We start from the raw sequence: 25,902 nt of genomic DNA, 5'->3' as shown, positions 1-25,902 counted from the left end.
TTTGTTGGTAACAATTCTATAACGTTTCAGAAGATTGTCAATTCGCACGTCGCTTCATCAATAAACCCATTGAAACCACTGGCAACACGCCGCGAAAAGCTTCGCCCATTCAGCACTGTACCCTGTGCATTACCGATGACCGATGAGCAGTCACACCTGCGGCGAAGACGCGCGATATTTCAGCTGGAACGCCACATCAATACGGCTCCTCGGAGCGCGCGCCCCGTTCTTGAGCTGGCTGAGAATCGACTCAATCGCCAATTTGGCAATGGTCGCACGCCCTGGATCGACCGTCGTCAGCGATGGAATGGTGTATTTCGCCTCGTCGATATCATCGAAACCCACCACACGCACGCTTTCCGGAATACGCACGCGCATCTCCCTCAGTTGGCTGATCACACCCATAGCCAACAGATCGTTCAACGCAAAAATGCCATCCGGGCGAATGCCCTGCGCATACATGTTCCGTACAGCTTGAGCCCCTTCGGCACTGGTCCATTCGCCGGTTTCGCGAATCAGTTCACTGCGCACCGATTGGCCGCGGTCAACCAACGCATTCACATAACCCTTGGTACGCATCGAACGAGAAGACGGCACGGAATCATCCAAGGTTCCACCAACCACCGCAATCGTACGGCACCCAGCCTTTAGCAAATGCTCGGTTGCCGCCTGCGCAGCAGTCTCATTGGCCATCACCACATGCGGTGCCGGCGCGCCAAACAGGCGCTCGCCCAGCATCACCAGCGGATAATCACCTTCCAACTCGGGAATATCCTCCGTACGCAACTGGGTGGGGCTCAGAATCAGACCATCGGTCATATTGCTGGCCATTGCACGCGCACTGTCGATTTCGCGCTGCCGATCGTTACCCGTGGACTCAATAATCACCCGATACCCATATTCGCGGGCCTGCTTGATGGTTTCCTCGGCAAGTTCGGCGAAATAAATCTGATTCAAATCAGGCAATGAGAGCGAAATCAGTCCGGTGCGGCCAGAGCGCAGATTTCGCGCCTGCTGGTTGGTCACATACCCCAACTCATCTATGGCCTTCTGAATACGCTCTCGCGTGGATGGCCGCATATACGGGTAATCATTGAGATAATTCGAAACCGACGCCACCGAAACATGCGCACACTTCGCCACGTCATGAAGCGTTGCCTTGCGTGAGCCTGTGGCCATCGAACTACCCTTCTACCTGATTTTCTGAAAATTTCAGATGCGGTTCCAGCATAGCCTATGGCACCATATCCGCGCACGATTCGGCCATCACATCTGAACTATGCGCGCAAATCGCACATAAGCGCTCAAACAACCCTAAAAATCGTCACACGTGGCGATTATTCGATTCATGCAAATCAACAACTATGGATTATGCAAATCACCGGGTATAATTTATGTAAATCAACGATTAGAACTTATGCGAATTGACGACTAGATATGCATCGAGGATGTTCGCACCTTCTATGGCCCGATGCCGTTGAGTATGCAATCGGATAGGAGCAGTACATGATTCCCCGCGCGCTTACCGCCAAACTGCTTGCTTTGTCAAAGCTTTTTCCCGCGATTACATTGACCGGGCCACGCCAAAGCGGCAAATCCACGCTCGTGAAAGAGGCGTTCCCGGATTATCGTTACGTCTCACTCGAGAACGAGGATATACGAGAGCTTGCGCTGGATGATCCAAGGGCCTTCCTTTCCAGATACAACAACCGCGTAATCCTGGACGAAGTGCAACGCGTCCCCGGATTATTCTCCTATCTTCAAGGTGTAATTGATCAGCACAACGAGCCCGGCCAATACATTCTTTCCGGGTCGCAGAATTTCTTGCTCATGCAACGCATCTCCCAATCACTGGCCGGACGCGTCGCGGTGCTCCATCTGCTCCCCTTGTCCTACGCGGAAATCACCTCCGCCGGGCAAATCCCGGACACCATCGACGACTTCCTGTTCAACGGCTGCTATCCCCGTCCCCTGACGATGGGGATCAACCCGGCCGACTTCTTCCCCAGCTACGTGGAGACCTATATAGACCGTGATATACGTACTGAACTTGGAGTCAGGAAAATCCCCGAGTTCAACACGTTCCTCACACTGTGCGCCACCCGCGTCGGCGAAGTCCTCAACATCACCAGTCTCGCCAACGATTGTGACATCAGCATCGACACCGCCCGGGACTGGCTATCCGTTCTGGAGACAAGCTTCATCATCTTCCGACTGCACCCCTACCACAAAAACTACGGGAAACGACTCATCAAAGCGCCGAAACTCTACTTCTACGACACCGGACTCGCCGCAAACCTGCTGGGCATGGACTCCTCCAACCAACTGTTGACCAGTCAATATCGAGGTAACTTGTATGAGAACGCCATCGCCGTTGAAATCATCAAGCAATACCAGGCAATCGGCCGCGAGCCGAAACTGTTCTACTGGAGGGACAGCAACCAGAAGGAAATCGATTTCATCATCGAAAAGGGCGGACGCCCGCAGTACGCCATCGAAGTAAAGTCATCCACCACCTACAGGCCGAAGGCATTCGAAAACCTCGAAGACCTCGCCCCAGCAATGGGACTCGACCCGGATCACCGGTACGTCGTCTACGGAGGCAACGAGACCTTCGACACCCGCCACGGCCAAGTCATCGGCATCAACGACATCAATAGACTCGTAGAACAACGATAACCAGCGATACCAGTTTCGCGCACAGTTTGGCGGTGGCGCTCGAACTGTGCGCGGGAATCGCACATAAACACTCAAACGCACAATGGCGGAATCATTGCGATCCGCCATTTTTTATGTTCTGCCGCGCGATTTGCCGCTCAAATCCACACACGGTTCTTAATGAGAATGATTCGCTGCAAGGTTAACCTTGCATCAGCCTGGCTACGGCCGCGCGAATGGCTGGCTCGGCGGCAGCTGGGTCGTCAATATCAGCCACTGACTGCTCGATTGGACACATACCGGTGCCGGCGCGATTGAGAATCATCGGCACCAGGGTGCCGTACGAGGCTTCAATACCATTGTTTTGCAAAGTTGTCAGCCCTGCTTCGCTCATAGTTTCGGCATATACGGCTTTGGCGCCGAGTTTGGCGTAGAGCAATGCGGCACCTTTGCCGACCACGCGGTCGGCGGCAGAGTAGCCAGACAAGCGCTGCCCGGCAGCAAGCCATTGCAGCAGTGGACGCACTCCCCTGCCAGTGCCGGTCAGGGTCTCAGCATCACTGCGGCAGGCCACGCATCCGAGTGCCGGGTCAGATTGCAGCAACGCTCGAGCCTGCTCAATATCGGACACGATTCCCCCTTCTTATCAAGAATTCCTCATCGACTGCTGCCGTCAAGGAGCAGGCGGCAATCGATGAGGAATACACAGATGTTTACGGACACTCAGTCGCGCTTACGATCCACAGCAAACATAATCACCGGAATCGCAATCCATTGCAGAATCAACCCCGGCAGACCAGTCACGACTGCAGCGGCAACCGAGGCGACGGACATCTGAGCGTTGCCCAGCAGGTAGACGGCCACGGCGATCGCAATGGCATCAACCATACGACCGGCGACCTGTGCACCCAGCAACTTAATCAACCAAGCAAATGGTGAAGGAATGAACTGCGGCAAAGCCACCCCGCGCAGCAGACCTGCGAACAAACCGTACGCCGCAAGCTCAATGACCATGAACGGCACCATTGGAGCCATCGGCATGCCGGTTAAAGCAAAACTGATGATCGGCGCAAAAGCACCAGTTGCCACACCGGCATAAGGACCAGCCAAGAGACCGACCAACAGCACCGGCAGATGCATCGGCAGCAGTGTCTGGCCGAGGGCAGTTCCCAGGCCGAGCGCGGCACCGGCACTATGGAAGACCTGCGGCAATGCCACTGCGGCGATGACGGCGAGCGCGGCGGCTGCGGATTGGAATGTGATGGATGGCAGTGCGTATGTACGTGCTGCGGTATTGGTTTGCATGATAAAGCTCCTTCTTCTTGCCCTTCTTACCGTTGATCGAGGTCGACGAGATGGTAGTCACGTGAGCCCAAGCCCATTTCCACGGCATGTTCGATGGTGTGGATGCCGTGGCGGGATTCGATGCGTTCGATCAATGGTTCCTTGTTGTCGTGCGAAACGTAGACCATGTCCACGCAGGCCTGATCCACGGCCACCGGGTCGAGCGAGGCGCAGATGCCGATGTCGGCCATGACGGGCGGGTGCGGGTTGCCGTCGCAATCGCAGTCCACGGACAGGTTGTTCATCACGTTGATGAAGAGCATATTGCCTTTCAGCGCGTTGAACACGGCGGTTGCGGCTTCGGCCATGGCCTCGAGGAAGGAGTCCTGGTCGCCGCTGAACGGGTTGGGCAAGATCTCGTCTTGACCGGAGTGCAGGCGTTTCTTGCCGTTGGATGACGCCATGCCGATGGAGATGTTTTTCAGCGCGCCGCCGAAGCCGCCCATCATATGGCCTTTGAAGTGGGAGAGCACGGCGTAGTAATCGTAGTTCGGGAAGTGCGAGCCGACGATGTCGCCGGTGATGCGCTTGCCGCCTTCGACCGGAATGGTGATTTCGCCTTCTTCATCTTGGATGTCGCAGGGTGCGATGTCGAGGAAACCGTGGTCTTTGATGGTTTGCCAATGATGCTCAGAAACATCGCGCGTGCCGGGGTATGCGGTGTTGCATTCCACGATGGTGCCGCCCAGATGCTGCACGAGGTCTTTAATAAGCGCTGGCTGCAGATAATGCGTGTTGCCGCCTTCGCCGGAGCTGAGCTTGACTGCGACTTTGCCCTGCGGGCGCGCGCCCAGCGCCTCATAGACGCGCATGAGGCCAGCCGGGCTGATGTCTCTTGTGAAATAGACGTTGGCCGCCATTGGATAGTCGGTGTCGTGATTATGCGTTTCCACCATGTGCCGCCTCCTTGCAGGGTATGGAACCGTTCATTCTCTACGATACCGCTGGAATGTGAAGTTTGACCGATGGGAAGGCACTGATGCAAAAAGCCCGGCAGCATGGCACTGCCGGGCTTGATTGCTCCCTCAGTCACCTAGCGGTGACAGCTCCCTCGTCTTCAGGGAGACACGAAGGAGTGGAGATCGGAACGCAAGTGGAGATCAGAACTCGCGGTTCTTGCGGTAGAACTCAATCAGGGACTGAGTGGAAGCATCCTGGGCGGCCAGGGCTTCGTCATCCTTGGAGATGGCCGGGGTGATCTGCTTGGCCAGCTGCTTGCCGAGCTCGACGCCCCACTGATCGTAGGAGTCGAGGCCCCACACGGTGCCCTCAACGAAGGTGATGTGCTCGTACAGAGCAATCAGCTCGCCAAGTGCGAACGGGGTCAGAGCCACGCCGAAGATGGAGGTGGTCGGACGGTTGCCGGTGAACACGCGGGCCGGGACGATCTCTTCCGGAGTACCTTCAGCACGCACCTCGTCGGCGGTCTTGCCGAAGGCGAGGGCCTTGGTCTGAGCCAAGTAGTTGCCGAGGAACAGCTCGTGCACGTCCTGGTCGCCATCCTTGGTCGGGTTCGGGGTGTTAACGAACGCGATGAAGTCGGCCGGGATGAGCTGGGTGCCCTGGTGGATCAGCTGGTAGAAGGCGTGCTGGCCGTTGGTGCCGGGCTCGCCCCAGAAGATCTCACCGGTTTCGGTGGTGACCGGGGTGCCGTCCCAACGCACGGACTTGCCGTTGGACTCCATGGTCAGCTGCTGCAGGTAGGCCGGGAAGCGGTGCAGGTACTGGTCGTACGGCAGCACAGCGTGGGAAGCGGCCTTGAAGAAGTTGCGGTACCAGACATTCAGCATGCCGAGCAGCACCACGACGTTCTTCTCGAACGGGGTGTTGGCGAAGTATTCGTCGATCTCGTGGAAGCCGTGCAGAAACTCCTCGAAGCGAGCCGGGCCGAAGACCACAGCCAGAGAGGTGCCGACAGCGGAATCGACGGAGTAACGGCCGCCGACCCAATTCCAGAAGCCGAATGCGTTGGCCGGGTCAATGCCGAACTCCTCGACCTTCTCCAGGTTGGTGGAGACGGCCACGAAGTGCTTCTTGATGGCTTCAGCGCGCTGAGCCTCGTCGCCCTCGGCGATGGCGCCGTTGGCGGTGAGCTCCTCGAGCAGCCAAGTGCGGGCTTCACGAGCGTTGGTCAGGGTTTCCAGAGTGGTGAAGGTCTTGGAAACGATGATGAACAGGGTGGTCTCCGGATCGAGGCCCTTGGTCTTCTCGGCCAGATCGTTCGGGTCGATGTTGGAGATGTAACGGGCGGAGATGCCGGCATCAGCATACGGCTTCAGGGCTTCGTACGCCATGACGGGACCCAGGTCGGAGCCGCCGATGCCGATGTTGACCACGGTCTCGATCTTGCGGCCGGTCACGCCGGTCCACTTGCCGGAACGAACCTCATCGGCGAAAGCGTAGATCTTGTCGAGGGTCTCACGCACGTCCTTGACGGTGTCCTGACCGTCAACGATGTACTTGCCCTCATCCTCAACCGGACGGCGCAGTGCGGTGTGCAGCACAGCGCGGTCTTCGGTGTTGTTGATGTGCACGCCGGTGTACATGGCCTTGATGCGATCGCCGAGCTTAACCTCGTCGGCGAGGAAGGTGAACAGGCGCAGGGTCTCCGGCTTGATCAGGTTCTTGGACAGGTCGAAGTGCAGGTCGCCTGCGTCGAAGCTCAGTTCCTTGACGCGGTCGGGATCTTCAGCGAACCACTTCTTGAGGTCGATGCCCTCGGCCTGAAGTTCGTCATAATGCTTCTGCAGCGCAACCCACGCAGGGGTCTTGGTGGCGTCAACAGGAGGATTGATTGCCATTGGAATTTTCCTTTCCTCGGTGACTGGAGCACCCTCGCACACAGTTCGGTTATGCCCCGTATCACCAAACAGAATACTCACAAATTCGGACATGAACAGAACAAAAACAGTCAGTGTCGTAAAGTCAAACTACGTTGCCTGTGCCATACGCCAACATATAACTACCGTTCGGTCACTCAGTGTCGGCAATATCGTCGGCGTTTCTCGAACCGCCCAATTCGTGCTCGAACACGGCCGATTGGCGTTTTTCCACGGCATGCCTTATACTCATTGTTTTGTGCGCGGTTAGCGAATGCTTTCCGCAAAACAAGCCACTTTAGCTCAGTCGGTAGAGCGGCTCACTCGTAATGAGCAGGTCGTCAGTTCGATTCTGACAAGTGGCTCGACTACCCTAGGCTGGTTCGCCTGCCTAGGGTTTTGCATATCGCCGTGCTTCAACCGATGCAAGCGCTATGCAGCAATGCGCGAGTGGCGGAATTGGTAGACGCGCAGGATTTAGGTTCCTGTGTCTTTGACGTGTGGGTTCAAGTCCCATCTCGCGCACCAGTGCAGTCCGGCCGCTTGCATTGCTGTGACCATAGTGCTACACTGCCGTTTTGGCTTGAAGCAAAACTTGAAGCCATGCCACCTTAGCTCAGTGGTAGAGCATCCCCATCGTTTGCGGGAAGGTCGGGAGTTCGATTCTTTCGGGTGGCTCCACATATAATGTCGTCTCTTGACTCACATGAGGTACGAGGGATATATAGCCTGACACCCTATGATTCATTCCACTGTTCTGCTGCACGTCAAATAACGTTTTTCAACATAATTCGTTAGGAAACCGACAGTCTATACATGGTCTGCAGTTCCATAGAACCTATACATCAGTCATCAGTCCAAGGTATGAGAAACCCCCAGCATCGCGCGCATCAACGTCCGCCACGGCGAGGATAGTAAAACCGTACGCGAACCGAGGGAGAGAAGCTGTGTCTGCCATTCTTACGCCAGTCGGCCTGTTGCTGATTATTCTTGCAGGCTACCTGTTTCGGCGTTTTGGCCTCTTCGGACAGAAGGATTACCGAGTCCTACAAACCGCCGAATTCAACATTGTGCTACCTGGCGCCATCGTCTACTCGTTCGCCACGAATCCGCACGATATCTCATTGCTGTGGATTTCGCTGTTCGCATTCTTCTGCTCGTTCATCCCTGTAGTCTGCATCTTCATCGCCACCCGCAAACGCAATGTCACCGACCGCGCATTCCTGATGCTCAACGGCGCCGGCTTCAACCTCGGCTGCTTCTGCTTCCCGGTCGTGCAATCGTTCTGGGGAGCCGGCGCGGTGGTACCAGCTGCCATGTTCGATATCGGCAACTGCATTATGGTGGCGGCCGGAACCAATGTGCTCACCCAGCAGCTGCTGCATATTCAGCCCGGCAAAACACTTGCCGAGCAACACGCCGGCGCAGCGCCAACGTTGCCATATACGAAGCCCAAGGATCGTGATGCCAAACGACTGGCCCTGCGCGCATTGCTCCGCAACATCGTCAAGAGCTTCTTCGGCTCGGTGCCGTTCGATACCTATATTCTGATGATTGTGTTCACGATTGTGAATGTGAAAATCCCTGGTTGGATTGCCACGCTTTGCGAGCCGCTCAGCGGCGCCAATGCGTTGATGTCCATGCTGATGGTGGGCATGCTGATGGATCTGCCGCAATCCAAGCATGATGTCCGCGAGGTTTTGGCTGTTGTGGCTTGGCGACTGCCGTTCAGCATCGCATTCGCTTGCGCCGCATGGTTCCTGCTGCCGTTTGACGCTTCGATTCGTGCCGTGGCGGTCATCGCAAGCTTGGCTCCGATTGCCATCTTCTCCACACTGTTCACCGATAAAGTGCTCGGCAATGCCAAGCTTGCCGGATTCTCACTGGCGTTGACCGCCATCATCGCACTCGTATTGATGGCCATCGCCCATTCGCTGATGGGTGTGTGAGCAAGGCCGCCAAGAACCACAAAACGAGCATATACAATTGAGCGGCGCCAACTAGCGCCGCTCCTAGCTCATAGTGTGTAGAGCCGCCTCTCAACCGGCCCCAGCGGATTTATCGGCCAAGCACACGATGTGCCAGCTGCTTCAACCGGTACATCAGAGGACGCACTGGAAGAATGAACTCACCGAGGAGCTCTTCCACGTACCCGTTGAAGCCTTGCTTGAATTCAAGCACGCCGTGGCTGGGAACGGTTGGGTCATCGAAAATGCCGTCAATGCCGTAGAAGTTGTATCGCTGCACACCACGGCGCAGGCATTCCGCCATCACGTAATGCTGAATCGCAGTAGGAGCATAGAACTTCGCATACTTCTCATCGCTGCCGGAGAACAGGTACACGCACTCACGCTCATGCCAGATGAACAGACCAGCCGCAACCGGCACGGTCTCACCATCCGCCTCGATATATTCACGAGCCTTCTCTACGCGCTTCACCGCCGCGTCATACGTGGACTGCGCCGTAGCGATTTTCTTACGCACGGTTTCAGGATATTTGGACGTTTCCAACGACTTGTTGAGCTTCTCAATATCCTGTGCAAAACGGTCGCGCTTGGCCTGCCATGTGGCCAAATATTCCTTCATATCAATGGACGCAACTAGAAAATCAGCGGTATCGCCGAATTCATCAAAGATGTCTTCGAAATGTGAGAGCGGACGGTTCTCAAACCCTTGACGTTCGCAGCTCAGCTCGCAAATGTCATGGAAGATATTCAGCTGATCACGAGTCAACTTGGTCACGCTCACCGCGCTGTTCCTTGCGATCTTCACATTGCGTCGGGTGTTCTTTGCATAAGATTCAAGGAGGGACTTCTCATCCTTGAATTCAGACAAATCCTTGATATAACGCCAACGCGGAACATCGGTGTATCCGATTACGAAACCGGTGTGAATGAAGCCCAGCGACTTCAGCGATGCCACCGTCTGATCATCCGGAGCGCTTCCCGGAACGTCGGACGGCAAATCATTGCCATCGGAGTCATGCAACTGGTACGGGGATTCCGGCGTAATCTCCAGCTGGGCGGCGCCCTTGGCCTTGGCATGCTGCTTCAGCTGATTCATCAGGAATGACAGCAACTCATCATCATGAAAATCAACCAATGGACCATCATGAATGCACGCATACGTAGACAATCGGGAACGATGGATTTCAAACAGCGTCGCTGCGACTACCGCACCATTCTCCTTCACCGCAAGGTACTCGACTTCAGTGCCCTGCTTGGCACGCAAATGCCCCATCTGCGAGGTCTGCTGAAAATTGCCTTGCGGATGATGAGCCGAAAACTCATCGAACTCATCATCATTTAACTTCACGAGCGCAAAATCACGCATGCTATTCCTTGTTGTCCTAGCTTTCTCACTTAATCAAGTCATCGAGACCCGCATCTCTCTACGCGACACGGGCTATTCTCTTATCCTCAGTCAGCATAGCCGATAGGTGCACGAACCCCGCCGCCGCTGACGGAACGAACACCATCTGCTCGCATTGCAGGGCTGTACTACACACGAATCCGCGTACTACCTACTTCAGCAGCGCCTCGATATCGGGCACCAGAGCCTTCAGCGCCTTGCCACGATGGGAGATAGCGTTCTTTTCGGCCGGCGTCATTTCGGCGCTGGTCAGCGGCTCGCCTTCGTAATCAGGCTCGGTACTGGTGCGACCCGCCGGCTGATCATCCGGCACGAACAGCGGATCGTAGCCAAAACCATGCTCACCGCGGGCTTTGCGAATAATGCGACCAACCATGTCGCCGAGCTTGACCACTTCGGACTTGATAGCATAGCGACCGGTTACCGGCGCACTTTGAACCGCTGCGGAACCCTCAGCCTGAGCATCGCCGGTCACATCCACTGCCGCTTCGGTATCCGGCACGACCAGTGCAGCCGCGCAACGGAACCGAGCAGTGCGCTTATCATCCGGAATGTCCTCAATCTGAGCGAGCAGCAGCGCATTGTTGGCTTTGTCATGGCCATGAGCGCCAGCCCAGCGGGCGGACAGGATGCCGGGGGCGTTACCCATCACATCCACAATCAGGCCGGAATCGTCGGCGATGGCGGGCAGGCCGGTGCGGCTGGCCACATCGCGCGCCTTGAGCAGTGCATTCTCCTCAAAGGTCACGCCGGTTTCCACAGGGTCGGGCAGATGCAGGCTACCGGCGGAGACCAGCTCGATGCTTGCGGCGTCTTCGCCCAAATCCTCTTCAAGGATGCGGCGAATTTCCACCAGTTTGCCTTCGTTATGCGTCGCAACGACGAGTTTCATGAGGGTTTCTCCTTATTGGTGTTGTATACGAATGCGGGGAACGGGTGCCCACCTCAACATGGGTATATCCTCCTCACTATGTATGCGGCCCAACGAAGACTCCGCATACATAGTGAGGCTTTCACGGCCCAAATCCTCACTATGTATGCAGACACATCGTAATCACGCATACATAGTGAGGATTTTAGGTAATTCTGGCTTGGATTCGGCAGACACCCCTGATTTGAATTCAGCGCGCCCCGACTAGTCCAGAGCCAAGGCGGCGCGCTGGGCGGCTTGCAGCTCCTTGTTGCCCTTTTCCGCGAGGTCGAGCAGCGTACCAAGCTCGGCTCGGTTGAACGGGCGATGCTCGGCAGTGCCCTGAATCTCAATGAACGTGCCGGAACCGGTCATAGCCACATTCATATCAGTCATGGCCTGGCTGTCTTCGATGTAGGGCAGGTCCAGCATCGGCGTACCGTTGATCACGCCCACGGAGACTGCGGAAACATAGTCCTTGAGCACCTTGGCCGCAGACTTGATGTGATGGTTCTTCTCCGCCCAGTTGACCGCGTCCACCAGGGCCACGTATGCGCCAGTGACCGAAGCGGTACGGGTGCCGCCGTCGGCCTGCAGCACGTCGCAGTCCAGCTGAATCTGGTTCTCGCCAAGCGCCTTCATATCGATGACGCCACGCAGACAGCGGCCGATGAGTCGGCTGATTTCCATAGTGCGGCCGCCGATCTTGCCCTTGACGGATTCGCGATCGGTACGCTCCGAGGTGGCGCGCGGCAGCATCGCATATTCGGCGGTGACCCAGCCAAGGCCGGAATCCTTGCGCCAGCGCGGCACACCGGGGGTGAACGTGGCAGTGCACATCACACGCGTGTTGCCGCACTCAATCAGCACCGAGCCTTCAGGAGCATCAGTGAAGTGACGGGTGATGCGAACCGGGCGCAGCTCGTCCACTGCGCGACCGTCTGCACGAATAATCTGATGATTGGGAAGCAAATCTTTAATTTCAGCCATGACGCCCAGCATACGCCACACGGTTCACGGGAGCACCATGCAATCTAACCGAGCAGGGCTTTCTTCGGCAGCGCACGGTCCAACGCCCATACCGCAAACGACAATACGAGGAACGCGAGCGCCAGTTTGCCGCAGCTCACCGCGAAGCCCTGCCAGCCGAGCGTGTGCAGATTAATGAATTCGTATGGATAGGGGCTGCCGCCGGCGGCCGGCCCGGAATGAGGCCAGAGCGCGGCTCGAATCAGCACGAACGCCAAATATAGCGGGAAGTACACCAGCCAGGAAAACAGGTAATGCCAGCGGAACCGGCGGTGCGAATCAAACAGTACGAAATCGGCCATGGCCATAATCGGCGCGATTTTGTGCAGCATCGTATTGGTCATGATGCCGATGACCTGCGGCACATAGGCGGGATTATCCGGCGGCATCAGGAAGAACGCCACCAGTGCGGTCACGATGGCATAGAGCGTGACGCATCCTTTGAGCCAAGCGGGTGGCTGTATGCCCTTGAGCAGTGTGGCGGCTCCGGCCCAGAGCATCACAACGCCCAGCACGAAACCGGTCTGGAAGGTGAAATACACCCAATATTGCGGCTTGGACCAAGCCTCATACGTGCCCACGAAGCAGAAACCCGCAATGGCCAGTCGCCATAATGCCGCAATGAATCTCATGACTGCGAGTCTACCCGCGCATTCGGCAATCAATGGGGCTATCCACGGACTACACTTATAGTCATATTCACTATTAGTAGGAACGCCAAACTAGGAAAGGCCTGATATGGTCGATTATTCGCCGGCTCTGATGACCGACATGTATGAGTACACCATGCTCGACGCCGCGCTCAAGGACGGCACCGCCAACCGCAAGTGCGTGTTCGAAGTGTTCACCCGCCATCTGCCAGAAGGCCGCCGCTATGGCGTAGTGGCCGGTACCGGACGCATTCTGGACGAGCTCGAACGCTTCCATCTGAACGACGAAGACCTGAAATTCCTCGCCGACCGCCATGTGGTGAGCCCCGAAACCATCAAGTGGCTTGAAAACTTCCATTTCTCCGGTTCCATCAAAGGCTACCGCGAAGGCGAAATGTTCTTCCCGAACTCCCCGATTCTGCAGGTTGAAGGTACGTTCGGCGAGTGCACACTGCTGGAGACGCTGATTCTTTCCATCCTCAACTATGACTCCGCCGTGGCCTCCGCCGCTTCCCGCATGGTGTCCGCCGCCAAGGATCGCCCATGCATGGATATGGGCGGGCGACGCACTAACGAGTGGGCTGCGGTCGCAGCCGCACGTGCAGCTGTGGTAGGGGGATTCAAGGGCACCGCAAACCTGCTCGCCGCACAGCTCTATGGTCTGAAAGCCATCGGTACCGCCGCGCACTGCTTCACGTTGGTGCATGATTCCGAGCGTGACGCGTTCGAATCGCAGATTGCCGCGCTCGGCAAGAACACCACGCTGCTGGTCGACACCTACAACATTGAGGAAGCAGTCAAAACCGCCGTTGAGGTAGCCGGTCCGGAACTTGGCGGTATTCGCATTGATTCGGGTGACTTGGCCGCGATGGCACAACGCGTGCGCAATCAGCTGGATGCACTGGGCGCTACAAACACCACGATTACCGTGACCAATGATCTGGATGAGTATGCGCTGGCAGCGTTGCAGACCGCGCCCGTGGACTCTTACGGCGTGGGTACGATGCTGGTCACTGGTTCGGGTGCGCCAACCTGTGCGATGGTGTACAAGCTCACCGAGCGCGAAGGCGCGGACGGCACAATGCAGCCGGTGGCCAAGAAGTCGAAGGACAAGGCCACCGTGCCTGGCCGTAAGCTGGCGTACCGCTCCTATGAGTATTCACTGGCCGATGCCGAGCATGTAATCTCCGGCTCGGAGGAGAAACTGGCCGGCTTCACGCCTGAGGACTCCTGGAAGAATCTGCTCGTGGACTTTGTGGACCACGGCAAGGCCGATGCGCAATGGCGGGGGCACGATGCCATCATGGCCGCACACGACTATCGCGCCAAGGCGCTAGCCGAACTGCCGATTACCGCGCAAAGCCTGATGAAGGGCGAGCCTGTGATTCCTACGGAAACCACAGTGCTGTGATTTCCGTAGGAATCCGTCGCGGCACAGCCGCTCCCCTCATCTACGGGCAGCCCACCGGGCTGTCCGCTTAACGATTCGGCCTGCTGAAACCACAGTGCTGCACTCTCAGTAAGACTCAGCAATCGATTGAGTAGACGCGGGTCTTGTAGTTCTTCCAGTCCGGCAAGGACTCGCCCGCGTCTATCGAACGCTTGATATCGCTATAGTAGTGCAGTTTGCGCTGCACATGGATGGCGGCCTCGTTCAACGCGCACCGCTGTTCGTCCAACGCTTTGCGCCGCGATTCCAAGAGCTCCAAGATCTCATTGATATGTTCGGGCTCATTGGACTCATAGACGAAGAACTTCTTCAGGTCATCAATCGTCATGCCGGCGTTCTTGAAGCAGCAGATGGCGCGCAAACGGTCGATATGGCAGTCTTCATACACGCGCTGGCCGGTCTCCGTGCGTCCCACGTTGGTGAGCAGCCCTTGATCCTCGTAGCAGCGCAGCGTGGACGGCTGCATATGGAATTGCGTGGCCACTTGCCGGATCGTATATGACATGCGAATCATCCTTCCATCGCTTCCGAATCAGCAAACGCCACGCGACACGCCGACGTGTCACCCAGCATTTGCATTCAAGTTCACTTGAACTGGAACCATAATAACCGATAACGAAAACCGCGCGCCCCGTATCGCGTGCCGCAGGCTCAAGATGTTTTCAGCTTGCAACGCATACGATGGGACATGCAGAGAAGCACTATGCCACATACGGCAGCGCCGACAGCCTGCCGGAACAACACGCCACAGGAGGCACCATGTTCGAACCAACCGCCACCTACTCCCCCAATCCGCATCGCTACGATACGATGACCTACAACCGCGCCGGCAATTCCGGACTCAAACTGCCGGCGGTCTCCCTCGGTTTCTGGCACAACTTCGGCGACATCACGCCGTTCGAGCAGATGAAGTCCCTGGTCTTCACCGCATTCGACAACGGCATCACCCACTTCGATCTGGCCAACAACTACGGCCCTGAACCCGGTCAGGCCGAAAAGAACTGCGGCCTGCTGCTCGCCAAGTACTTCAAGCATCATCGCGACGAGCTGGTGATCTCCACCAAGGCAGGCTATGAGATGTGGGCAGGACCGTATGGCGACCTCGGCAGCCGCAAGTACCTGCTCGCCTCGCTCGACCAGTCGCTCGAACGCCTGGGCCTCGACTACGTGGACATTTTCTACCACCACCATCCGGATCCGGAAACCCCGCTTGAGGAGACGATGGGCGCGCTTGCGCAGGCCGTGAACTCCGGCAAGGCGCTGTACGTGGGATTGTCCAACTACGACGGCCCGACGATGGAGAAGGCTGCCGCGATTTTGAAGGAATTGCACGTGCCGTTCATCATCAATCAGAACAAGTACAACATCCTCGACCGCACCGTGGAGCACAACGGTCTGAAGGAAACCGCATACCAGCTTGGCAAAGGCCTCATCACCTTCTGCCCGCTGGAGCAGGGCCTACTGACCAACCGCTACCTGAACGGCATTCCGGCCGACAGCCGCATCGCCCGTGATCCGCGATTCCTCAACGATTCCGCACTCACCGGCAAGCTGCACAAGCAGGTGGTGGATTTGAACCATCTGGCTGCCGAACGCGGTCAGACGCTTGCGGAGATGAGTCTGGCATGGCTGCTGCACGACGGCAAGGTGACCTCCGTACTGGCAGGCGCATCCAAGCCGCAGCAGATTCTTGATAACATCGGCGCGCTGAAGAACACCCATTTCAGCGATGAGGAGCTCAAGCTGATCGACGAAATCGCCGCTCGCTGAGTCACATCCGATCAAAATACGGGCTGAAATGGTTGATTCCTGCAATTCGCAGCATTGAATGGACGTTTTGCGTGTGTAATTTGTCCTACTCGGCACTGCGAATTGACGTTTTCGACCATTTCAGCCCGTATTTTGCGTTGACGACGTCGCCACAGACACTGCGCTCGACGCCAGCAAGTGTCGTCAGCTCGCTCAGCCCATCATCTCGTCATAAATGCGCTTGCAATCCGGGCAGACCGGGTACTTGGACGGATCATGCTTCGGCACCCACACCTTGCCGCACAACGCCACTACCGGGCGTCCGGTGGCGCGGGATTCGGCAATGCGATCGCGGGACACGTAATGCGCGAAACGATCGGCATCGCCGCCATCGTCACGTACCGGCGACTCCTCAACCTGCGGACGTTCCAGCACCGAAGTCCCCGCGGACTGATCCGGGTTCCTCAGCGGCTCGGCATCATCGACAAAGCGTGCAATGTTCAGACTCATGGCGTACTTCTTTCCTTGGCTTACGGCGGCAGATATCGTCCGTCATCGACGGATATCCGCGTTCCATCATAGGTTCTTTACATTACTTGCGCATCGGCTCATTGCCACGCCCGCTCATATGCGCTGCACCATATAGGCAGCGGCACACTCACACCCGGCAAACGATGTAGTCTAGAAGGCATGACTATCGCAGTATGCCCCGGCTCGTTTGACCCCGTCACCGCCGGACACTTGGATGTAATCGAGCGCTCGGCGCGGTTCTTTGACGAGGTGCACGTGGTGGTGGCCGTCAATGCCGCGAAAACACCGATGTTTTCCGAAGCCACCAGAGTCGAGGTGATCCGACGCGCCCTCGCTGAGGCCGGCTGCACCAACGTCGTCGTCTCCTCCACCGAAGGGCTCATCACCGACTACTGCAAGAAGGTCGGCGCCAGCGTCATCGTCAAGGGACTGCGCCAGAACGGTGATTACGAAGCCGAACTGGGCATGGCTCTGGTCAACCGCAAACTCGCGGGCATCGAAACCTTGTTCCTGCCCGCTGATCCGATTCTTGAACATATCTCCAGTTCCATCGTCAAGGACGTGGCTCGCCACGGTGGCGACGTAACCGGCATGGTGCCCGACTGCGTTGTTCCGATGCTCGCCGAAGCCTTGACCAAGGAAAGCCAGAAGAAAGACTAAGGACTAATGACTATGAGTGACGAGCACCCTACCGGATACGTCGACTTGACCCAGCCGGACGAGCAGCCGGCTACGAACACCGTAAGCGAGCCGCCTGCAGCCCCCGAACCGCCACAGGCACCCAGCGGCAATGCCACCCCCACCGAGGAGGCTCCCGCGCTGGCTCCTAGCGCCACCAGCACCGCTCCACATGATGACCATGCCGAGCAGCCCACCAGCAAGCCACGTTCGTTCAATATGGATGCGCTGCCCGACCTGCGCGAAACGCTGAATCCCGAAGCCCCCACCGAAAAAAGCCGCGAGGAATTCACCACCGTCTACGATGTGATCGACAGCATCGACGCGATGCTCGCCGAAGCCAAAACGAGCTTCTTCACCCCCGGCATGGTTCGTGTGGACCGCGACGAGCTGACCAGTCAGCTCAATGAGTTGAAGAAACTGCTGCCTGTGCAGCTGGAGCGCGCATCCGCACTGATGCGCGAAGCCGAACGCCGTCTGGAATCCGCCCAGACCCAGGCCAACGCCGTGGTGGCATCCGCACAGAGCCGCGCCGCGGATATGGTGAAGGAAGCCAACGAGCAGGCGCAGTTCCTTGCCGGCCAGGAAAACGTGACCGAATTGGCTCGGCAGAAGGCCCGTTCTATTTTGGAGCAGGCGCAGAACAAGTCCGACCATCTGACTCAGGGCGCGGACCAGTACTGCACTACGGTGATGGAAGGACTGTCCCAGCAGCTCGTGAAGCTCAATCAGGATGTTCAGGCGGGACTCAATGTGCTGCATGAGCGTCAGCAGGCGGCCGCAGAGAAAATGCCGAACATCACGTTGAACGATTATCCTGAAGCGCAGTAATCGCAAAGCAATACACTGCAGTACGCGCAGCAGTACCACATACGAAAGGCATAGGCATATGGCACGAGTTGAGGATTCCCCATGGGCTATTCCGGTGGCGCAAATCGCCTCCCGCGCTGGCCAATCCAAGTCCATCGACGATGATTTCCCGGCACCGAGCGGCATTGGCGACAATATCGTCGGCATCAAGGAAGGCGCGCCGGTTCATGTCAGCGGCCAATTCGATTCGATTGTGGATGGCCTGATTTTCACCGGTCGTCTGGTCGCCCCATTCGTAAGCGAATGCACCCGCTGTTTGAAGCCGATTGATGAGGATTGGCCGGTGAACGTCACCGTGTTCTTCCCCTATGATTCGTCTGCGGATAAGAACGCCGGGCGCAACGGCAAGGGTAAGGGTGGCAAATCCGGCAAGGACGAGGAAGTGGACATCATTGCCGGCGAGGATGAATCCGAAGACACCTATCCGCTGCTGGAAAACGGCGCGTTTGCGGACATCGAGGCGATGATTCGTGACACGCTGGTGGAATCCCTGCCGCTGCAACCGTTGTGCAAGCCGGATTGCAAGGGCTTGTGCTCACAGTGCGGCGTGGATCTGAACGAGGAACCGGACCATCACCACGACACCACGGATATCCGTTTTGCGGGACTTGCCGCTCTGAAAGCTCAGCTGGAGGCCGAGCAGAGCGAGTAACACGCCCAATAGGTGTGTTTGGTGTTTGTACGAGCCATGCGTTAAGATAACGGACGCTTAAGCTCAATTGTTCGAACGAAACAGAGGATACTCAAATGGCACTGCCTAAGTACAAGACCTCTCGCGCCAACACGCACTCGCGTCGCGCGAACTGGAAGGCCACCGCTGCTGCGACCGTGAGCTGCCCGAACTGTGGCGCTCCGGCTCTGCCGCACATGGCTTGCCCGGCATGCGGCAACTACCGCGGCCGCACCTACCGCTCCGCCATCCAGCCGGCTCACACCAAGTGAGCCCTGCGATAACGGCTTAACCAAGACCCTGCCATCGACGGGTGGCAGGGTCTTCGCATACCGGCTGATGATGATTCGCACAACAGCGGCTCACGGTCGGCCGATAAGCGACACCCATCCCATCCACATTCACTACACGCCAAGGATCGCGCATCAACCATGACTGAACAATCAGCCGAACATCATGTCCGCGTCAGCACCCACAACCCCGAGAACAGCCCAGCCAACGAGCTGCTGGAAGCCTTGGGCACCACTATCAGCCCTGAACTGCTGGTACAGGCGCTCACCCATCGCTCGTTCTCCCATGAGCATCCGGGCGCATTGAATTATGAGCGTCTCGAATTCCTGGGCGACGCGGTTCTGGAGCTTGTCTCCACCGAAACCCTGTTCACCATCCACCCGGATATGACCGAGGGACAGCTGGCCAAAATGCGCGCCAAAGCCGTTTCCGAAGATGCCCTGAGCGCCATCGCCAAAACCAAGCTCAAAGTCGGCCCTTACATTCTGTTGGGCCATGGCGAAGCCGAACAGGGCGGTGCCGAAAAGAACTCGATCCTGTGCGACATCGTGGAATCGCTCATCGGCGCCACGTTCCTGGAGCATGGCATTGACGAGGCACGCAAGGTGGTGCATCGTCTCATCGACGACACGCTCGCCGAAGTGGCCACCGAGGGCCCGGCCTTGGATTGGAAGACTTCGCTGACCGTCAAAGCCCATGAGCTGGGCAAAGACGAGCCGGTGTACCACATGGCGGTCTCCGGTCCGGAATACGCCCAAGTGTTTACCGCCAAGGTGAGCCTGGGCGACAATGATCAAATCATCGGCACCGGCAAAGGCTCCAGCAAGCGCAAAGCACAGTTGGCTGCCGCCGAAGCCGGATGGAAGGCATTGGACCAGCAGCACAAGTCCGGCTCTCTCAAGAAGCGGACTAAGTAGGCCAGCTGTCAGCGATGCGAATAGACTGATACCAACTAATACCACAACATGAGCAGCGAGCCGCATGCTGGGCCACAAGCCCAGAGTATCGGCCGGAATCAGACGGAGCGAGACCCAGGCTCCCATTCCACTGCCGAGCGGTTCAGCGCGGTTAACCGCGGTTAATTATGAGGTGAGAGGAATCATGGCTTTACCCACGCCTTTGCAGGCTTTCAGCGGTGTGCCCAAAACCACTGCGGCCACGAACAAGCAGACCATTATCGACGGTGAGAAGATGACCGGCGCCGAAGCGCTGGTGCGCTCGCTGGAAGACTTGGGCGTTGAAGACGTCTTCGGTATCCCCGGCGGCGCTATTCTGCCGGTCTACCATCAGATCAATGGCAACACGAAGTTCCGTTTCGTGCTGATGCGTCACGAGCAGGCCGCCGGCCATGCCGCCGAAGGTTACGCACTGGCCACCGGCAAGGTGGGCGTGTGCATCGTGACGTCCGGTCCGGGTGCCACGAACGTGGTCACCGCTATTGCGGATGCCAACATGGATTCCGTGCCAATGGTGGTCATCACCGGTCAGGTGGGCGTGAACGCCATCGGTACCGATGCCTTCCAGGAGGCGGATATCGTGGGCATCACCTACCCGGTGTCCAAGCACTCCTTCCTGGTGACCCGTGCGCAGGATATTCCGCGCGTGCTTTCCGAGGCCTACCACATCGCCAGCACCGGCCGCCCCGGCCCGGTGGTCGTCGATCTGACCAAGACCGCCCAAACCGGCGACATGTACTACTCATGGCCGCAGCGCATGATTCTGCCCGGCTACAACCCCACCACCAAGGCGCACGGCCGCGTGCTCTCGGATGCGGCGAAGCTGTTCTCCAAGTCCTACCGTCCGGTGCTGTATGTGGGCGGCGGCGCCGCTCGCTCCAACGCCGGCGCACAGGTCAAGGCACTGGCCGATCTGACCGGCGCTCCGGTAGTCACCACCTTGCCCGCCCGCGGCATCATCCCGGACACTGATCCGAAGAACCTGGGCATGCTGGGTATGCACGGCACGATTGCAGCCACCGGCGCTGTGCAGCGCGCGGATCTTTTGGTGGCCATCGGCGCTCGCTTCGATGATCGTGTGACCGGCAAGCTCGACGCGTTCGCACCGACCGCTCGCGTGATTCATATCGATATCGACCCGGCTGAGATTGGCAAGAATCGCCAGCCCGATGTGCCGATTGTGGGCGATGTGGCTACGGTGCTCGACGATCTGATTCCGGAAATCGAACGTACGCAGGCCATTGTGGGCAAGCCGAATCTGAAGCCATGGTGGGATGCCATCGATGGCTGGCGCGAGAAGTACCCGATGACTTGGGATGAGCCGACCGATGGCTCTTTGGCTCCACAGTGGGTCATCAAGCAGCTCTCCGAGCTCGCTGATCCTTCCACCATCTGGGTCACCGGCGTGGGCCAGCACCAGATGTGGGCTTCCCAGTTCATCGATTTCGAGAACCAGCATTCCTGGATTTCCTCTGGCGGTCTCGGCACGATGGGCTACGGTTTGCCGGCCGCCATTGGCGCTTCCGTGGGTTCGGCTCGCGAATTCGACGGCAAGAAGCCGGTGTGGCTGATCGATGGCGACGGCTCCTTCCAGATGACTTCCGAGGAATTGGCCGCCGCATTCCTTGATCACGCTCCGGTGAAGATCGCCATCCTGAACAACTCCGTGTACGGCATGGTTCGCCAGTGGCAGACCCTGTTCTACAACCACCACTATTCACAGACCAACCTGAAGGATGGCGAAGCGCACGGTACCGAAGGCGAGGCTCAGCTGACTGCCGGCGATGCTCCGCTTGAGGTCCCGGACTTCATCAAGCTGGCCGAGGCGTACGGCTGCGTCGGGATTCGCGCCTTTACCGAGGATGAGGCGATTGCCGCCATCAAGAAGGCCAATGAAATCAACGATCGTCCGGTGTTGATTGACTTCCGCGTATGGAAGGATGCCATGGTCTGGCCGATGGTCGCCGCTGGTGCTTCCAATGATGAAGTGACGTATATGCCCGGCATCAAGCCGCTGATTGGTGGCACGCCGGCTCCGGGAACCGGCGCCGATGATGCCGAGACTGCTGACGATTCCGCTGATTCCACTGATTCCGCTGCGGACGAGCACTGAGGGGAGAAGATTTACGATGGCTATTTATCCTGCATCCCAGCCTGGTTCTGAGCGTCATACCCTGTCCGTGCTGGTGGAGAACCGCCCGGGCGTGCTGGCTCGTATCGCCGGCTTATTCGCCCGTCGTGCGTTCAACATCAACTCGCTGTCCGTCTCCCCCACCGAGCGTCCGGACATCTCCCGCGTGACCGTGACCGCCGATGTGGAGGCCGTGCCGCTGGAGCAGATCATCAAGCAGCTCAACAAACTGCTGCACGTGCTGAAAATCGTGGAGTTGGATCCGAATTCCACTGTGGAGCGCGAGCTGGTGCTCATCAAGGTGGCGGCCAACCAGTCCAACCGTTCCGACGTGCTCGAGATCGTGCGCCTGTTCCGCGTGCGCGTGGTGGATGTGAATCCGGAATCGCTCACCATTGAGGCCACCGGCGCTGAAGGTAAGATCGACGCGCTGCTCGGGCTTTTGGAGCATTACGGCGTGATTGAGCTGGTGCGTTCCGGTGCCGTGGCCGTGACCCGCGGCCCGCGCGCCCTGAGCGAAAAGGTAATCGGCTCCGAAGTCACCGGTCGCTGAATCCCTGGCTCCTAAGCCACCCAATATGCCTCATGAAACGTACGCTGAGCGCTCGCTAGCGTACGTTTCATGAGGTTTTTCTTATCTTTTCTTTTGAGATGCTAGCAAAATGCAAGCATGATGTGCTAGCATTGTGCTAGCACAGACAACGATGTCTTTCTTAGGTCGACTTATAGAAAGGAGCGCCAACATGGCAACCATAACTTTGCGCAAAGTGCCTGACGAGTGCGTGGAAATCCTCAAGAAGGCAGCTAAAAACAATAATCGTTCCATGGAAGCCGAAGCCAAATCGGTGCTGGAAGAGTTCACTTCACAGTATGTGGCGCACAAAATCGTTACGAATGCAGATTTAGTTCAAGAGATGTGGCGTCTGCTAGACGGACACGGGCTCGGAGAGGATGAAGAACTTGTCCCTCCTCGCAACACATACGATACCGAGCCACGACCCGTAGATTTTGGAGACGATGATGATTGTGCTTGACACCAACGTGGTCAGCGAAATCCTTAAAAAGGACAACAGCGATCACAACGTCATTAACTGGTTCATTCAGCTGCCTCCGCAAGAATGCCGCACAACGACGATTACCATAGCGGAATTGCTGTATGGACTTGCTATCAAGCCAGTTGGGCAGAGAAGGGATAACTTATCTCAAACCATTCAGGCATTCATCGCAACCTATAGAGACCGGACGTGGTCTTTTAATCAAACAGCAGCATCCCATTATGCCGCAATTGCAGCATCACGCCGGCAAACTGGCCGGCCCATCGGCGTGCAGGATGCCATGATTGCAGCTATCGCACGCTCTCATGGAGCGGCCGTTGCGACCCGCAATATCAAGGATTTCGAAGGCACCGGCGTCGAGCTCATTAATCCGTGGGAATATGCGCAGTAATATCTCCGCAAATGTACGCTGACGGGGGACTGAGCGTACATTTGCGGAGGTGAACAGTAAAGGTATTGCGGAGTCAGAGGCTCAGCGGCGGCAGCTCGACCGTCGCATCGGCGCGGTCTCGGCATGCGGCAATACGACGCGCATTGACTTCATCGACCTCCATCACCCACTTACGCGCCTGCTCAGGAGCCTTGCCGAACTGAATGTGACGCTCCACTAAACGTTCACGGCGCAGGTCATTGTCAACGTCGACGTACCAGACTTCAGTCATAGCTGCGCGCACATCCTTCCAAGCGTCAGCTTCATCAAGCAGATAGTTGCCCTCGGTCACCACCAGACGAGTCCACGGAAACACTGGGATCGCGCCCGCCAAAGGTTGCTCAAGATCGCGCTCGAACATCGGAGCATAAATCACACCATCTTCGCCTTTATGGATGCGCTGCAGCAACGAGCGGTAGCCACGCGCATCGAAAGTGTCAATAGCACCCTTGCGCTGCAAGCGGCCTAAACGCTTCAACTCCACATCAGCCAAATGGTATCCATCCATCGGCACCCATGCAGCAAAATGATCCACCGGCTCGGCAACCCCGGCCTCACTGCCATCTTCAAACGCCTCGGCCAGCAATTGCGCCAGTGTGGACTTGCCGGCGCCCGGAGCGCCCACAATACCGAGGATCACACGCTCATGGGATGCGAGCAGCTCCTTGACGCGAGCTTTGGCTTCTTCGAGATTTGCGATGTTGACCACCATTGTCGTTTCCTTCCTTGGAATTCGTTTGCTGCATTCACGTTGGACTCGATGGATTTCTACTACTGCAGTCTCCAACAAGTCGGAGTATCCGAACGTTTCACCGCCATTCGTTTTCTCCTTGTAATACATAACTATACCATTGTTTTGTATAGCAATATACATAAGTAAGGGAATAATTGTAAAGATATTGTCAAATACCGTTATGCTGTATGCTAACAACTATGGATAAGTCAGTGGAAAGCATCGATGTCAGCACCGGGACTATCGAATTACTTTCATACTTGCGCGAGCGCGGCCCGATGACTCGCAGCGGAATCGGTACCGTCACCGGATGGGCACGCCCCACAGTGAACAAGCGCATCGACGAACTTACCGCCATCGGCATCGCTCAACCGCTGGCCATTCCCAGCGCAACAGGAGGCCGACCGGCGCAAGGCTTTGCATTCAATCCTTCCTGTGCCTACATTCTCACCATCGATATCGCAACCACAGTCACTACGATTGCACTGTGCGATCTTTCTGGGCAGCCGACCGTAACACAAACCGTCAACGTCGGCGCGGAGAATGAACCGGATGAAGCACTGGCCCACATCTGCAAGGCCGCCGACTCCCTGCTGATTCAAGGAACTGGCGCCTCACAGGCTATCGGAACCCCCCACACCAGAGCAGTACGTCTGTATGCGGTATCCGTTGCCGTGACCACCCGAGTCGAGACGATCACCGGCAATATCATTCAGGCTCCGGTGATGCGACACTGGGAGAATCATCACTTACGCGAATACTTCGCCGAACGGTACCATGCGCCCGCATTCATCGAAAATGACGCCAATGCCCGCGCCCTATGCAAGGCGCACCAAATGTCCCCCAACGCACAACGTCTGGTCCCCAATCTCCTGTATGTGCACGCCGGTATGGGACTTGGAGCCGGCATCATCGCCTCTGGTGCCATCATGCATGGCGCGTTTGGCGCCGCGGGAGACATCGGACATATTCATGTCTTTAGCAGCATCGGCGAACACAGCCTATGCCGCTGCGGCAATACAGGATGCGTAGAGGCCACTGCGGGCGGATGGGCCATATTGCAAGCATTGCAAGCGCAAGGTAAGTCCGCGTGCACTCTGAATGATGTTGTGGAACTCGCCAACCACGGCGATATTGCAACTGTGCAGCTTATTCGTCAGGCCGGCCGACTTATCGGCGATGTGATCTCCGCCTGCGTCAACATGCTGAATCCTTCGTGCATTGTGGTTGGCGGCGAACTCTCACACTGCGGCGAATTGCTGATGAACGGCATCCGCGAGCGCGTGTGGGCGCGCGCGCAGCCGCTCGCTACCAAATCACTGCGCATCGAACCTTGTTCAGATGAGGCACAAGCCGGCATTGTTGGCTTGGCTTATGCGGCCATCGATCAGGGATTGACATCACTGGATATGCTGCAGAACTTCGCCAATGAACAAAATCGATAGTCCCCTTTACCTCACTAAACGTACGCTGACGGGGACTGAGCGTACGTTTTCGGAGGGAAAAGCCAATAAAACCTCACGAAACGTACGCTAGCGAGCGCTCAGCGTACGTTTCGTGAGACAAGTAGTGAGGG

The 25,902-nt window shown here is 57.3% G+C and carries 26 protein-coding genes and 3 tRNA genes; 17 read left to right on the top strand and 12 right to left on the bottom strand.

Annotation, left to right across the window (positions count from 1 at the left end):
* Window positions 1-150: 150 nt before the first annotated feature.
* Window positions 151-1,179 (bottom strand): LacI family DNA-binding transcriptional regulator, encoded by a 1,029-nt coding sequence (locus JS530_RS02745; RefSeq protein WP_214375699.1) that lies wholly within the window; start codon window positions 1,177-1,179, stop codon window positions 151-153.
* A 327-nt stretch (window positions 1,180-1,506) separates the two neighbouring features.
* On the opposite strand from JS530_RS02745, the gene JS530_RS02740 reads away from it, so the two are divergent.
* Window positions 1,507-2,679, top strand: coding sequence for an ATP-binding protein (locus JS530_RS02740; protein ID WP_214375698.1), 1,173 nt, complete (start codon window positions 1,507-1,509; stop codon window positions 2,677-2,679).
* Between the two features lie 181 nt (window positions 2,680-2,860).
* On the opposite strand, the gene JS530_RS02735 is transcribed toward JS530_RS02740, so the two are convergent.
* The 4 genes from JS530_RS02735 to pgi form a co-directional block, all read right to left on the bottom strand.
* Window positions 2,861-3,289 (bottom strand): DUF1893 domain-containing protein, encoded by a 429-nt coding sequence (locus tag JS530_RS02735; protein WP_214375697.1) that lies wholly within the window; start codon window positions 3,287-3,289, stop codon window positions 2,861-2,863.
* Window positions 3,290-3,381: 92 nt separating this feature from the next.
* Window positions 3,382-3,963, bottom strand: a complete 582-nt coding sequence (locus tag JS530_RS02730) for an ECF transporter S component (protein WP_214375696.1) — start codon at window positions 3,961-3,963, stop codon at window positions 3,382-3,384.
* A 26-nt stretch (window positions 3,964-3,989) separates the two neighbouring features.
* Entirely contained in the window at window positions 3,990-4,898 is a 909-nt protein-coding gene (locus tag JS530_RS02725) for a DUF362 domain-containing protein (RefSeq protein WP_214375695.1), read from the bottom strand.
* A 204-nt stretch (window positions 4,899-5,102) separates the two neighbouring features.
* On the bottom strand, window positions 5,103-6,803 hold the full coding sequence (pgi, locus tag JS530_RS02720; protein WP_214375694.1) for a glucose-6-phosphate isomerase: 1,701 nt from the start codon (window positions 6,801-6,803) through the stop codon (window positions 5,103-5,105).
* A gap of 310 nt (window positions 6,804-7,113) precedes the next feature.
* Here pgi and JS530_RS02715 point away from each other — a divergent pair.
* The 4 genes from JS530_RS02715 to JS530_RS02700 all read left to right on the top strand — a co-directional run bounded on the left by JS530_RS02715 (window position 7,114) and on the right by JS530_RS02700 (window position 8,770).
* Window positions 7,114-7,186 (top strand) — tRNA-Thr (locus tag JS530_RS02715).
* 79 nt (window positions 7,187-7,265) lie between these two features.
* Window positions 7,266-7,349, top strand: a tRNA-Leu gene (locus tag JS530_RS02710).
* 77 nt (window positions 7,350-7,426) lie between these two features.
* A tRNA-OTHER gene (locus JS530_RS02705) sits at window positions 7,427-7,502 on the top strand.
* Between the two features lie 266 nt (window positions 7,503-7,768).
* Window positions 7,769-8,770: an AEC family transporter gene (locus tag JS530_RS02700; protein WP_214375693.1), complete on the top strand. Its 1,002-nt coding sequence runs from the start codon at window positions 7,769-7,771 to the stop codon at window positions 8,768-8,770.
* Between the two features lie 109 nt (window positions 8,771-8,879).
* Here the strand turns inward: JS530_RS02700 and JS530_RS02695 are convergent, their stop codons facing one another.
* From JS530_RS02695 to JS530_RS02680, 4 genes are all read right to left on the bottom strand, one after another.
* Window positions 8,880-10,154, bottom strand: coding sequence for an aminoacyltransferase (locus JS530_RS02695; protein WP_214375692.1), 1,275 nt, complete (start codon window positions 10,152-10,154; stop codon window positions 8,880-8,882).
* A gap of 190 nt (window positions 10,155-10,344) precedes the next feature.
* A complete protein-coding gene (locus tag JS530_RS02690) occupies window positions 10,345-11,085 on the bottom strand; it encodes a non-canonical purine NTP pyrophosphatase (protein WP_214375691.1) in 741 nt (246 codons plus the stop codon).
* A 243-nt stretch (window positions 11,086-11,328) separates the two neighbouring features.
* Window positions 11,329-12,093 (bottom strand): ribonuclease PH, encoded by a 765-nt coding sequence (gene rph / locus JS530_RS02685; protein ID WP_214375690.1) that lies wholly within the window; start codon window positions 12,091-12,093, stop codon window positions 11,329-11,331.
* A gap of 44 nt (window positions 12,094-12,137) precedes the next feature.
* A complete protein-coding gene (locus JS530_RS02680) occupies window positions 12,138-12,764 on the bottom strand; it encodes a Pr6Pr family membrane protein (RefSeq protein ID WP_214375689.1) in 627 nt (208 codons plus the stop codon).
* Between the two features lie 106 nt (window positions 12,765-12,870).
* Here JS530_RS02680 and JS530_RS02675 point away from each other — a divergent pair, with 106 nt between their 5' ends.
* The gene (locus JS530_RS02675; RefSeq protein WP_214375688.1) at window positions 12,871-14,193 is read left to right on the top strand and encodes a nicotinate phosphoribosyltransferase; all 1,323 of its coding nucleotides are present in this window, start codon (window positions 12,871-12,873) and stop codon (window positions 14,191-14,193) included.
* A gap of 115 nt (window positions 14,194-14,308) precedes the next feature.
* On the opposite strand, the gene JS530_RS02670 is transcribed toward JS530_RS02675, so the two are convergent.
* Entirely contained in the window at window positions 14,309-14,737 is a 429-nt protein-coding gene (locus JS530_RS02670) for a MerR family transcriptional regulator (RefSeq protein WP_214375687.1), read from the bottom strand.
* Window positions 14,738-14,991: 254 nt separating this feature from the next.
* Here JS530_RS02670 and JS530_RS02665 point away from each other — a divergent pair, with 254 nt between their 5' ends.
* On the top strand, window positions 14,992-16,002 hold the full coding sequence (locus JS530_RS02665; protein WP_214375686.1) for an aldo/keto reductase: 1,011 nt from the start codon (window positions 14,992-14,994) through the stop codon (window positions 16,000-16,002).
* Between the two features lie 192 nt (window positions 16,003-16,194).
* Here JS530_RS02665 and JS530_RS02660 read toward each other — a convergent pair whose 3' ends face one another.
* On the bottom strand, window positions 16,195-16,491 hold the full coding sequence (locus JS530_RS02660; RefSeq protein ID WP_214375685.1) for a DUF3039 domain-containing protein: 297 nt from the start codon (window positions 16,489-16,491) through the stop codon (window positions 16,195-16,197).
* 180 nt (window positions 16,492-16,671) lie between these two features.
* Here JS530_RS02660 and coaD point away from each other — a divergent pair, with 180 nt between their 5' ends.
* The 9 genes from coaD to JS530_RS02615 all read left to right on the top strand — a co-directional run bounded on the left by coaD (window position 16,672) and on the right by JS530_RS02615 (window position 23,554).
* Entirely contained in the window at window positions 16,672-17,172 is a 501-nt protein-coding gene (gene coaD, locus JS530_RS02655) for a pantetheine-phosphate adenylyltransferase (RefSeq protein WP_214375684.1), read from the top strand.
* A 12-nt stretch (window positions 17,173-17,184) separates the two neighbouring features.
* Window positions 17,185-18,021, top strand: a complete 837-nt coding sequence (locus JS530_RS02650) for a cell division protein (RefSeq protein ID WP_425350843.1) — start codon at window positions 17,185-17,187, stop codon at window positions 18,019-18,021.
* Between the two features lie 58 nt (window positions 18,022-18,079).
* Window positions 18,080-18,712 (top strand): YceD family protein, encoded by a 633-nt coding sequence (locus tag JS530_RS02645; RefSeq protein ID WP_214375682.1) that lies wholly within the window; start codon window positions 18,080-18,082, stop codon window positions 18,710-18,712.
* A 95-nt stretch (window positions 18,713-18,807) separates the two neighbouring features.
* Complete coding sequence (gene rpmF / locus JS530_RS02640) at window positions 18,808-19,002, top strand: 50S ribosomal protein L32 (protein ID WP_101625453.1); 195 nt, start codon at window positions 18,808-18,810, stop codon at window positions 19,000-19,002.
* Between the two features lie 159 nt (window positions 19,003-19,161).
* Window positions 19,162-19,938 (top strand): ribonuclease III, encoded by a 777-nt coding sequence (gene rnc, locus JS530_RS02635; RefSeq protein ID WP_214375681.1) that lies wholly within the window; start codon window positions 19,162-19,164, stop codon window positions 19,936-19,938.
* 184 nt (window positions 19,939-20,122) lie between these two features.
* Entirely contained in the window at window positions 20,123-22,090 is a 1,968-nt protein-coding gene (locus JS530_RS02630) for an acetolactate synthase large subunit (protein WP_214375680.1), read from the top strand.
* 16 nt (window positions 22,091-22,106) lie between these two features.
* A complete protein-coding gene (gene ilvN, locus JS530_RS02625) occupies window positions 22,107-22,661 on the top strand; it encodes an acetolactate synthase small subunit (protein WP_033891554.1) in 555 nt (184 codons plus the stop codon).
* A gap of 190 nt (window positions 22,662-22,851) precedes the next feature.
* Window positions 22,852-23,142, top strand: a complete 291-nt coding sequence (locus tag JS530_RS02620) for a FitA-like ribbon-helix-helix domain-containing protein (RefSeq protein WP_214375679.1) — start codon at window positions 22,852-22,854, stop codon at window positions 23,140-23,142.
* Window positions 23,126-23,554, top strand: coding sequence for a type II toxin-antitoxin system VapC family toxin (locus tag JS530_RS02615; RefSeq protein ID WP_240541057.1), 429 nt, complete (start codon window positions 23,126-23,128; stop codon window positions 23,552-23,554). Before JS530_RS02620 ends, JS530_RS02615 begins: the two co-directional genes overlap by 17 nt.
* 73 nt (window positions 23,555-23,627) lie before the next feature.
* Here the strand turns inward: JS530_RS02615 and JS530_RS02610 are convergent, their stop codons facing one another.
* On the bottom strand, window positions 23,628-24,305 hold the full coding sequence (locus tag JS530_RS02610; RefSeq protein ID WP_214375678.1) for a nucleoside/nucleotide kinase family protein: 678 nt from the start codon (window positions 24,303-24,305) through the stop codon (window positions 23,628-23,630).
* 299 nt (window positions 24,306-24,604) lie between these two features.
* Between JS530_RS02610 and JS530_RS02605 the strand changes: the two genes are divergently transcribed.
* On the top strand, window positions 24,605-25,771 hold the full coding sequence (locus tag JS530_RS02605; protein ID WP_214375677.1) for an ROK family protein: 1,167 nt from the start codon (window positions 24,605-24,607) through the stop codon (window positions 25,769-25,771).
* The last annotated feature ends 131 nt before the right edge of the window (window positions 25,772-25,902 follow it).

The sequence above is a fragment of the Bifidobacterium colobi genome (assembly GCF_018555455.1).
GTDB lineage: Bacteria > Actinomycetota > Actinomycetes > Actinomycetales > Bifidobacteriaceae > Bifidobacterium > Bifidobacterium colobi.
This window is presented reverse-complemented; position numbering and strand designations above follow the sequence as displayed.

What these genes read in the sequence shown, in the direction of transcription:
- JS530_RS02745 (WP_214375699.1), bottom strand. Translation starts at nt 1,179, where the DNA reads ATGGCCACAGGCTCACGCAAGGCAACGCTTCATGACGTGGCGAAGTGT.
- JS530_RS02740 (WP_214375698.1), top strand. Translation starts at nt 1,507, where the DNA reads ATGATTCCCCGCGCGCTTACCGCCAAACTGCTTGCTTTGTCAAAGCTT.
- JS530_RS02730 (WP_214375696.1), bottom strand. Translation starts at nt 3,963, where the DNA reads ATGCAAACCAATACCGCAGCACGTACATACGCACTGCCATCCATCACA.
- JS530_RS02725 (WP_214375695.1), bottom strand. Translation starts at nt 4,898, where the DNA reads ATGGTGGAAACGCATAATCACGACACCGACTATCCAATGGCGGCCAAC.
- pgi (WP_214375694.1), bottom strand. Translation starts at nt 6,803, where the DNA reads ATGGCAATCAATCCTCCTGTTGACGCCACCAAGACCCCTGCGTGGGTT.
- JS530_RS02695 (WP_214375692.1), bottom strand. Translation starts at nt 10,154, where the DNA reads ATGCGTGATTTTGCGCTCGTGAAGTTAAATGATGATGAGTTCGATGAG.
- JS530_RS02690 (WP_214375691.1), bottom strand. Translation starts at nt 11,085, where the DNA reads ATGAAACTCGTCGTTGCGACGCATAACGAAGGCAAACTGGTGGAAATT.
- rph (WP_214375690.1), bottom strand. Translation starts at nt 12,093, where the DNA reads ATGGCTGAAATTAAAGATTTGCTTCCCAATCATCAGATTATTCGTGCA.
- JS530_RS02680 (WP_214375689.1), bottom strand. Translation starts at nt 12,764, where the DNA reads ATGAGATTCATTGCGGCATTATGGCGACTGGCCATTGCGGGTTTCTGC.
- JS530_RS02675 (WP_214375688.1), top strand. Translation starts at nt 12,871, where the DNA reads ATGGTCGATTATTCGCCGGCTCTGATGACCGACATGTATGAGTACACC.
- JS530_RS02670 (WP_214375687.1), bottom strand. Translation starts at nt 14,737, where the DNA reads ATGTCATATACGATCCGGCAAGTGGCCACGCAATTCCATATGCAGCCG.
- JS530_RS02665 (WP_214375686.1), top strand. Translation starts at nt 14,992, where the DNA reads ATGTTCGAACCAACCGCCACCTACTCCCCCAATCCGCATCGCTACGAT.
- JS530_RS02660 (WP_214375685.1), bottom strand. Translation starts at nt 16,491, where the DNA reads ATGAGTCTGAACATTGCACGCTTTGTCGATGATGCCGAGCCGCTGAGG.
- coaD (WP_214375684.1), top strand. Translation starts at nt 16,672, where the DNA reads ATGACTATCGCAGTATGCCCCGGCTCGTTTGACCCCGTCACCGCCGGA.
- JS530_RS02650 (WP_425350843.1), top strand. Translation starts at nt 17,185, where the DNA reads ATGAGTGACGAGCACCCTACCGGATACGTCGACTTGACCCAGCCGGAC.
- JS530_RS02645 (WP_214375682.1), top strand. Translation starts at nt 18,080, where the DNA reads ATGGCACGAGTTGAGGATTCCCCATGGGCTATTCCGGTGGCGCAAATC.
- rpmF (WP_101625453.1), top strand. Translation starts at nt 18,808, where the DNA reads ATGGCACTGCCTAAGTACAAGACCTCTCGCGCCAACACGCACTCGCGT.
- rnc (WP_214375681.1), top strand. Translation starts at nt 19,162, where the DNA reads ATGACTGAACAATCAGCCGAACATCATGTCCGCGTCAGCACCCACAAC.
- JS530_RS02630 (WP_214375680.1), top strand. Translation starts at nt 20,123, where the DNA reads ATGGCTTTACCCACGCCTTTGCAGGCTTTCAGCGGTGTGCCCAAAACC.
- ilvN (WP_033891554.1), top strand. Translation starts at nt 22,107, where the DNA reads ATGGCTATTTATCCTGCATCCCAGCCTGGTTCTGAGCGTCATACCCTG.
- JS530_RS02620 (WP_214375679.1), top strand. Translation starts at nt 22,852, where the DNA reads ATGGCAACCATAACTTTGCGCAAAGTGCCTGACGAGTGCGTGGAAATC.
- JS530_RS02615 (WP_240541057.1), top strand. Translation starts at nt 23,126, where the DNA reads ATGATGATTGTGCTTGACACCAACGTGGTCAGCGAAATCCTTAAAAAG.
- JS530_RS02610 (WP_214375678.1), bottom strand. Translation starts at nt 24,305, where the DNA reads ATGGTGGTCAACATCGCAAATCTCGAAGAAGCCAAAGCTCGCGTCAAG.
- JS530_RS02605 (WP_214375677.1), top strand. Translation starts at nt 24,605, where the DNA reads ATGACTCGCAGCGGAATCGGTACCGTCACCGGATGGGCACGCCCCACA.